The sequence below is a fragment of the Herbaspirillum sp. C7C2 genome (assembly GCF_022627865.1).
Classification (GTDB): Bacteria; Pseudomonadota; Gammaproteobacteria; order Burkholderiales; family Burkholderiaceae_D; genus Herbaspirillum; species Herbaspirillum frisingense.
Window position 1 is genome coordinate 65,707 of record NZ_JABXGI010000023.1, and the last position, 7,297, is coordinate 73,003.

6 protein-coding genes are annotated in these 7,297 nt (G+C 63.9%); all 6 read right to left on the reverse strand.

The genetic code is table 11. The features are described 5' to 3' along the window. Positions 1–3: 3 nt before the first annotated feature. Positions 4–1,305, reverse strand: coding sequence for an MFS transporter (locus tag HWE04_RS21225; protein WP_077235874.1), 1,302 nt, complete (start codon positions 1,303–1,305; stop codon positions 4–6). Positions 1,306–1,730: 425 nt separating this feature from the next. Then, positions 1,731–3,536, reverse strand: coding sequence for an aspartate--tRNA ligase (gene aspS / locus HWE04_RS21230; protein ID WP_077235875.1), 1,806 nt, complete (start codon positions 3,534–3,536; stop codon positions 1,731–1,733). Between the two features lie 98 nt (positions 3,537–3,634). Continuing rightward, entirely contained in the window at positions 3,635–4,270 is a 636-nt protein-coding gene (locus HWE04_RS21235; RefSeq protein ID WP_006464134.1) for a DUF502 domain-containing protein, read from the reverse strand. An 18-nt stretch (positions 4,271–4,288) separates the two neighbouring features. Further along, positions 4,289–4,657, reverse strand: coding sequence for an FmdB family zinc ribbon protein (locus HWE04_RS21240; RefSeq protein ID WP_241813635.1), 369 nt, complete (start codon positions 4,655–4,657; stop codon positions 4,289–4,291). A gap of 180 nt (positions 4,658–4,837) precedes the next feature. Next, entirely contained in the window at positions 4,838–6,232 is a 1,395-nt protein-coding gene (otsA, locus tag HWE04_RS21245) for an alpha,alpha-trehalose-phosphate synthase (UDP-forming) (protein ID WP_006464136.1), read from the reverse strand. After that, the coding region (locus HWE04_RS21250; RefSeq protein ID WP_241813636.1) for a glycoside hydrolase family 15 protein at positions 6,232–7,297 on the reverse strand (1,066 nt) is incomplete at its 5' end. The genes HWE04_RS21250 and otsA, both read right to left, overlap by 1 nt.

Sequence of the window (7,297 nt, forward strand, 5' to 3'; positions counted from 1 at the left end):
AAATCAATGTTGTTGCAGATACTGCGGCTCACGCACGAAGCGGGTGCCGACGAAGCTGATGGCGGCAGCGATCATCACGTAGAAGGCCGGTGCCATGGTGCTGCCGGTGGCGGCGATCAGCCAGGTGATGAAGAAGGAGGCAAAGCCGCCGAAGATGGTCACGGCCAGGTTGTAGGCCACCGACAGGCCGGTGGAGAGCACCTTGGCCGGGAACAGTTCCGAGAACGCCGCCAGGATGGGGCCGGTGTAGGCCGCAATCAGGGTACCGAAGACCAGCTGGAAGATCAGCAGCGTCGACAGGCTGGGCGCGCTGTTGATGTAGGCGAACATGGGATAGGCCAGCACCAGGATCAGCGCGGCCGAACCGGAGAGCAGCGGACGACGGCCGATGCGATCCGCCATGCGACCGACGATGGGCGCCAAGACCATGATGCACAGTCCACCCACCATGCCGGCGATGAAGCCGGTGGTCTGCGGCAGCTTCAGGACCTTGACCGAATAGGTCGGCATGTAGAACAGCAAGACATAGGTGCAGACCGTCCACAGGATCACCATGGAGAAGCTGGCCGAGGTCTCGCGCGGGAAGTTGCGGATCACTTCCTTCAGGGGCGAGTCGGTCTTGTCCTTTTCTTCGAGGAAGGTCGGGGTCTCTTCGAGGTGGTTACGGATGTAGTAGCCGACCGGGCCAATGATGATGCCCAGCAGGAAGGGCAGGCGCCAGCCCCAGCTGGACAGCGCTTCCGGGCTCAGGCTGGAGGTGACGAAGGTACCGACGGCGGCGCCCAGCAGCACGGCCACGCCGATGCTGGCCTGGATCCAGCTGGAATAGAAAGCGCGTTCGCGCTCAGGTGCATATTCGGTCAGGAAGGCGGTGGCGCTGCCCATTTCGCCGCCGGCCGAGAAGCCCTGCAGCAGACGTGCAACGACGATGATCAGCGGCGCGAACAGGCCGATGCTTTCATAGGTCGGCGCCAGGCCGATCATGGTGGTACCCACCGCCATCAACAGAATGGTCACTGACAGCGCTGCCTTGCGACCCACGCGGTCGGCGTAGATGCCCAGCAGGATGCCACCCACCGGGCGCATGAAGAAACCGACGCCGAAGGTGGCCACGGCCAGCAGCAAGGAAGTGAGGTCATTGCCGGTCGGGAAGAACAGTTTGGCGATGATGACCGCGAAGAAGCTGTAGACGGTGAAGTCGAACCATTCGAGGCCATTGCCGATGACGGTGGCGATGATGGCGCGGCGGCGCTGGTGGTTGCTGACCAGCGGCATCCCGCCGGCTGGTAATGTCGTTCCTTGCATGCTTTCCCCTCATGTCGGACGTTGAATATCCGGCCGATGATAGGGTGCGAGGGGGCCTGGCGGAAATGATATCTGTGCATGCCGCCATGCTTGCAGCGCATGCATGGATTCAGGTTCCGGGAAATGTGGGCTCAAGAACCACAAGCGGGTCCTCACGTGAATCCATCTGGAACCGTTCGGACTGAGTAGGCCCTTCAGGGCCGTATCGAAGACACTCCTGCGCGGGTCGGTGAGCAGGCAAAGGCGCGCCTTCGATACGCGGCGATGCCGCTACTCAGGACGAACGGTCGTCGGGTCGCAGCGACGACCGGAATCCCGCCTGATGTTACGCAAGAATAAAATTTATATTATTTATAAAAATAAAAAAGCGCGTGCATTCCTGCACGCGCTTTTCGATGGGTTTATCGAGAAAATCGATAAATCGATCAGGCCTTCACAGCCGGCTCCGTATTGCGCAGGCGGATGTGCAGCTCGCGCAGTTGCTTCTCGTCCACCGCCGAAGGGGCGTGGGTCAGCAGGCACTGGGCGCGCTGGGTCTTGGGGAAGGCGATCACGTCGCGAATCGACTCGGCGCCAGCCATCATGGTGACTAGGCGATCCAGGCCGAAGGCGATGCCACCGTGCGGGGGCGCGCCATATTGCAGCGCGTCCAGCAGGAAGCCGAACTTCAGGCGGGCTTCTTCGTCATCGATCTTCAGGGCGCGGAACACCTTGCTCTGCACGTCGGCGCGGTGGATACGCACCGAACCGCCGCCCAGTTCCCAACCGTTCAGGACCAGGTCATAGGCCTTGGCGATGGCCGCTGCGGGATTGGTCGAGATGAAGTCTTCGTGGCCATCCTTGGGCGAGGTGAACGGGTGGTGCAGGGCGACCCAGCGCTGGCCGTCTTCGTCGTATTCGAACATGGGGAAGTCGACCACCCACAGCGGACGCCAGGCGTCGTCGAACAGGCCGTTCTTCTTGCCGAAATCGCTGTGGCCGATCTTCACGCGCAGCGCGCCGATGGCATCGTTGACCACCTTGGCCTTGTCGGCGCCGAAGAAGATCAGGTCGCCGTCCTGGGCGCCGGTCTTTTCGATGATGGCGTTCAGGGCCGCATCATGGATGTTCTTGACGATGGGCGACTGCAGGCCGTCACGGCCCTTGGCCTTTTCGTTGACCTTGATGTAGGCCAGGCCCTTGGCGCCGTAGATGGCGACGAACTGGGTGTAGGCGTCGATTTCCGAACGCGGCATTTCGGCACCGCCCGGCACGCGCAGGCCGACCACGCGGCCGCCTTCGCTGTTGGCGGCGCCCGAGAAGACCTTGAAGTCGACGTCCTTCATGACGTCGGTCAGCTCGGTGAATTCCAGCTTGACGCGCATGTCCGGCTTGTCCGAACCATACATGCCCATGGCGGTGGCGAAGTCCATCACCGGGAATGGGTCAGGCAGGTCGATGTCCAGGGCGTTCTTGAAGACCAGGCGGATCATGCCTTCGAACAGGTCACGGATTTCCTGCTCGTTCAGGAAGGAAGTTTCGCAGTCGATCTGGGTGAATTCGGGCTGACGATCGGCGCGCAGGTCTTCGTCGCGGAAGCACTTGGTGATCTGGTAGTAGCGGTCGAAGTTGGCCACCATCAGCAGCTGCTTGAACAGCTGCGGCGACTGCGGCAGGGCGAAGAATTCGCCGGCGTTCACGCGCGAGGGCACCAGGTAGTCGCGGGCGCCTTCCGGGGTGGACTTGGTCAGCATCGGGGTCTCGATGTCGATGAAGCCCTGACCATCCAGGAACTTGCGCACTTCCATGGCGACCTTGTAGCGCAGGCGCAGGTTGTTCTGCATCTGCGGACGGCGCAGGTCCAGCACGCGGTGGGTCAGGCGGGTGGTCTCGGACAGGCTGTCGTCATCCAGCTGGAACGGGGGCGTCACCGACGGGTTCAGCACTTCCAGCTCGTGGCACAGCACTTCGATCTTGCCCGACTTCAGGTTGGCGTTGGTGGTGCCTTCAGGACGGTTGCGCACCAGGCCGGTGATGCGCAGGCAGAACTCGTTGCGCACCGATTCGGCGTTCTTGAAGACATCGGCGCGGTCCGGGTCGCACACCACCTGGACCAGGCCTTCGCGGTCGCGCAGGTCGATGAAGATCACGCCGCCGTGATCGCGGCGACGGTGCACCCAGCCACACAGGCTGACGGTTTGGCCGAGCAGTGCCTCGGTAGTGAGGCCACAGTATTGGGTTCGCATGGACATGGTTGTGATTCCGTTGACAGTGTTCTTGTTGGATTCGTGAGAGAAGACGCTAAGGGCGAAGGCGGGGCTGGCCGGGCCGCGTGGCACCGGCCGCCCCGTCAATTCTTCGGCGCCGCGGCGTCGGTGATGATCTTCTTGTCGGCCGCCATCTCGGGGGCGACCACGCCCATCGAGACGACATACTTCAGGGCTGCATCGACCGACATGTCGAGTTCGATGGCATCGGCACGCGGCAGCATCAGGAAGAAACCGGAGGTCGGGTTGGGCGTGGTGGGAACGTAGACGCTGATGAAGTCACCGGCCAGGTGGTTCTTCACCTCGCCGCCCGGGGCGCCGGTCAGGAAGGCGATGGTCCACGAACCCTGGCGCGGATACTGGATCAGCACGGCCTTGCGGAAGGCATTGCCGGAGGGCGAGAAGAGCGTATCGGAGACCTGCTTGACGCTGGAATAGATCGACTTCACCACCGGAATGCGGGTCAGGAAACCTTCCCACACCAGCACCAGGCGGCGCCCGATGAAGTTGCGCGCGGCCAGGCCGGTCAGGAACACGATCAGCAAGGTCAGGATCGCGCCCAGGCCGGGGATGTTGTGGCCCAGCCAGTGCTGCGGGCGCCAGGCCTCTGGCAGCAGCAGCAGTGACTGGTCCATGGTGCTGATGATCAGGTTCAGTACCCATAGCGTGATGGCCAGGGGAACCAGGATCAGCAGACCCGTGATGAAGTATTTGCGCATGGGGGAAGGAAGGCCTCGTTAGCTTGCGCTGGGGGTAGAGGGCGCAGCAGGCGCCGGCGCTGCCGCTGGTGCTGGCGTGGCGGCCGCCGGGGCCGATGCGGCCGCGGGTGCTGCAGCAGCCGCGTCACCTGCTGCGGCCGGAGCCTCGCTGGCGCCGGCAATGCCGGTGCCGGTGGCGCCCTTGCTGTTGGCGCTACCACTGCCGTTGCCGCGGAAATCGGTGACATACCAGCCGGAACCCTTCAACTGGAAGCCGGCTGCAGTGAGCTGCTTCCTGAAGCTGTCCTGGTGGCAGGAGGGGCAAACGGTCAACGCATCGTCGGAGATCTTCTGCAAGACATCCTTGGCAAAACCACACGCTTCGCAGCGATACGCGTAAATGGGCATGACTAACTCCGCAAAAAACTTCCAAAACCCTGAATTATAAAGGCTTTTGGCGGAGTTTTAGTGAACCGGCCGGCGGCGGCGATGCTGGCGCGCGACGGCATGCCCCGCCGCGCCGGCAAAGTGTTTGCTTTTGGGAAAGTTTCGGGGCCTGCCCTCCCCCGACCCTGCCCCGGTGGGCAGTCAGCCTTCGACGGGGGCGGCGCGGCTGCTGCGCAGGGTGTCGAGGAATTCGCGGCACCACCAGTGGACGTCGAACTGGCGGATGTTTTCCATCAAGGCGGCATGGCGCTCGCGCCGTTCGGACTGCGACATCTGCAGGGCCTGCTGGATCACCTGGGCCGCCCCGTGGGTGTCGTAGGGGTTGATGATGAGCGCCTGCTTCATCTGCTCGGCCGCGCCGGCAAAGCGCGACAGCACCAGCACGCCGGGGTCGTCCTCGTCCTGGGCGGCGACGAATTCCTTGGCCACCAGGTTCATGCCATCGCGCAAGGGCGTGACCAACGCGACCGCGCAGGCGCGGTACAGGCCCGGCAGGCGGCGGCGGGCCACGGTGCGGTGGATGTAGCGGATCGGCATCCAGTCGAAGTCGCCGAAATCGCCGTTGATGGAGCCGCACAGGCTTTCCAGCTCGCGCTGGATGTCGCCGTAGGCTTCCACGTCTTCGCGGCTGGGCGAGGCGATCTGCAGCAGGGTGGCGCTGTGACGGTTTTCCGGATACAGGCGCAGCAGTTCGCGGAAAGCGCGGATGCGCTGCGGCAGGCCCTTGGAATAATCCAGCCGGTCCACCCCGATCAGCAGGCGGCGGCGCGAGTATTCGGCCTTGGTACTTTCATAGGTGTCGCGCGCTTCCTTGGCCTGGCCCAGGCGCTGGAATTCGGCCACGTCGATGCCGATCGGGAAGGCATTGGCATGCACCGTGCGGTTGAAGGCGCGGAACTGGTTGGGGCCGACCGGCTCGGCCGTGGCTTCGGCCTGGACGTACTGGGCAAAGTGCTGCAGGTCGGCGTGATTCTGGAAGCCCACCAGGTCGTAGGCGAACAGCGCCCGCATCAGCCATTCGTGGGAGGGAATGGCGGTCAGGATGGGGGGCGGGGGCAGCGGGATGTGCAGGAAGAAGCCGATGCGCGCCTCGCAGCCCATGGCGCGCAACTCGGCGGCCAGCGGGATGAGGTGGTAATCGTGGATCCAGACGATGTCATCGCGCTTCAACAGCGGGAACAGCTTGCGCGCAAACAGCTGGTTCACGCGCCGATAGCCGCCCAGATGGCCGGCCTCGAAGTGCGCCAGGTCGAGCCGGTAGTGGAACACCGGCCACAGCACGCCGTTGGCATAGCCACGGTAGTAGGCGTCGTGGTCTTCCTGCGACAGGTCCAGCTCGGCCAGGGTGACGCTACCGGCCTGGTTCACGCGCAGCTCGCCCTCGCCGGGCGTGCCGTTCTCGACCACCTTGCCGCTCCAGCCGAACCACAGGCCGCCGGTCTTCTTCAGGGTTTCGCCCAGCGCCACCGCCAGGCCGCCAGCGGCGGGCTTGCGGGGATCGGCCAGGCGATTGGATACAACAACGAGTCGCGACATCAGATCACCGCCTCCCATGACGCCGACAGGCGCATTGCACAGTTGATGATGCCCACCATCGAATAGGTCTGCGGGAAATTGCCCCACATCTGGCGCGTGACCGGATGGGTGTCCTCGGACAGCAGGCCCAGGTGGTTGCGGGCATCCAGCATGGCCTGGAAGATTTCACGGGCCTGCTCCTTGCGGCCGATGCGGGCCAGCGCATCAATACGCCAGAAGGTGCAGATATTGAAGGCGGTCTCGGGCCGGCCGAAGTCGTCCGGCGCTTCGTAGCGGCGCATGTAGGGGCCATCGCAGAGCGACTTTTCCAGGGCTTCGACGGTGGAAATGAAGCGCTTGTCGGTCGGCGCAATCAGGCCCACCTCCACCATCAGCAACACGCTGGCATCGAGATCACGGCCACCGAAGCTTTCGGCATAGGCCTGGCGCTGCTCGTTCCAGGCTTCGGTGAGGATACGGTCGCCGATTTCCTTGGCCCGGTCGCCCCAATAGCGGGCGCGCTCGGGCAGGTCGACCCGCGCGGCGATCTTGGCCAGGCGATCACAAGCAGCCCAGCTCATCAATGCTGATGATGTATGGATGCGCGAGCGGGTACGCAGCTCCCACATGCCGGCATCAGGCTGGCTGTAAACCTCGTAGGCGCGTTCGCCGACGGCTTCCAGATGCTGGAAATGCTCGGCCCCGGCGCGATGATGCAGACGCATGTCGTGGAAGGCCTGGGCCGCGCCCAGCACGATGTTGCCGTAGACATCATGCTGGAAGTGTTCGTAGGCCTGGTTGCCCACGCGAACCGGCTGGTGGTGCTGGTAGCCGGGCAGATGGTCCAGGATCTGCTCGGGCAGCGCTTCTTCCAGCCCGATGCCATACAGCGGCTGCACATGGCCACCGCCGGAGCGCACCACCACGTTGGTCAGCCAGCGCAGGTAGTCTTCCATGGTCCCCAGTTCGGACAGGCTGTTCAGGGCGCGCACCACGAAGAAGGCGTCGCGCAGCCAGCAATAGCGATAGTCCCAGTTGCGCTGGCTGCCCGGCGCCTCGGGCACGCTGGTGGTCATGGCGGCGATG

Excerpts from the sequence above, each read along its gene's own strand:
- HWE04_RS21225 (WP_077235874.1), bottom strand. The coding sequence starts at position 1,305 with ATGCAAGGAACGACATTACCAGCCGGCGGGATGCCGCTGGTCAGCAAC.
- aspS (WP_077235875.1), bottom strand. The coding sequence starts at position 3,536 with ATGTCCATGCGAACCCAATACTGTGGCCTCACTACCGAGGCACTGCTC.
- HWE04_RS21235 (WP_006464134.1), bottom strand. The coding sequence starts at position 4,270 with ATGCGCAAATACTTCATCACGGGTCTGCTGATCCTGGTTCCCCTGGCC.
- HWE04_RS21240 (WP_241813635.1), bottom strand. The coding sequence starts at position 4,657 with ATGCCCATTTACGCGTATCGCTGCGAAGCGTGTGGTTTTGCCAAGGAT.
- otsA (WP_006464136.1), bottom strand. The coding sequence starts at position 6,232 with ATGTCGCGACTCGTTGTTGTATCCAATCGCCTGGCCGATCCCCGCAAG.